General features: G+C 71.0%; 1 protein-coding gene. It reads left to right on the forward strand.

All coding sequences use genetic code 11. From position 1 onward, the window contains the following. Positions 1-420, forward strand: a 420-nt coding sequence (locus tag J0695_RS40245) for a thioesterase domain-containing protein (protein ID WP_242553771.1), incomplete at both ends; no start/stop codon positions are given.

Genomic DNA, 420 nt, shown 5'->3' on the forward strand with positions numbered 1-420 from the left:
ACCTCAGGGAGATCCAGCCCACCGGGCCGTACGCCCTCGGCGGCTGGTGCTTCGGCGGGGTGATCGCCTACGAGGTGGCCGGCCAACAGCGCGCCGCCGGCGAGGAGATCGAACTCCTCGCCGCCATCGACAGCCGTGCCCCGATCGAGGAGAACATCCCTCAGACCGCGGACGACGCGACGATCCTGTCGTGGTTCGCGCGGGACCTCGCGGTGCCCTACGGCAAGAGCCTCGACATCCCCGCCGAGGACCTGCGGGAACTCGGGGGCGACGCCGCCTTCGACCACATCCTGCGCCGGGCCGCCGCCATCGGCGTCCTCGCCGAGGACGCGGACCGCGACCAGATCCTGCGCTACTTCGAGGCGTACCTCGCCAACGGCATCGCCCTGCAGACCTATCTGCCCGAGCCCACGAGACTAG

It is taken from the genome of Streptomyces beijiangensis (genome assembly GCF_017315755.1).
GTDB lineage: Bacteria > Actinomycetota > Actinomycetes > Streptomycetales > Streptomycetaceae > Streptomyces > Streptomyces beijiangensis.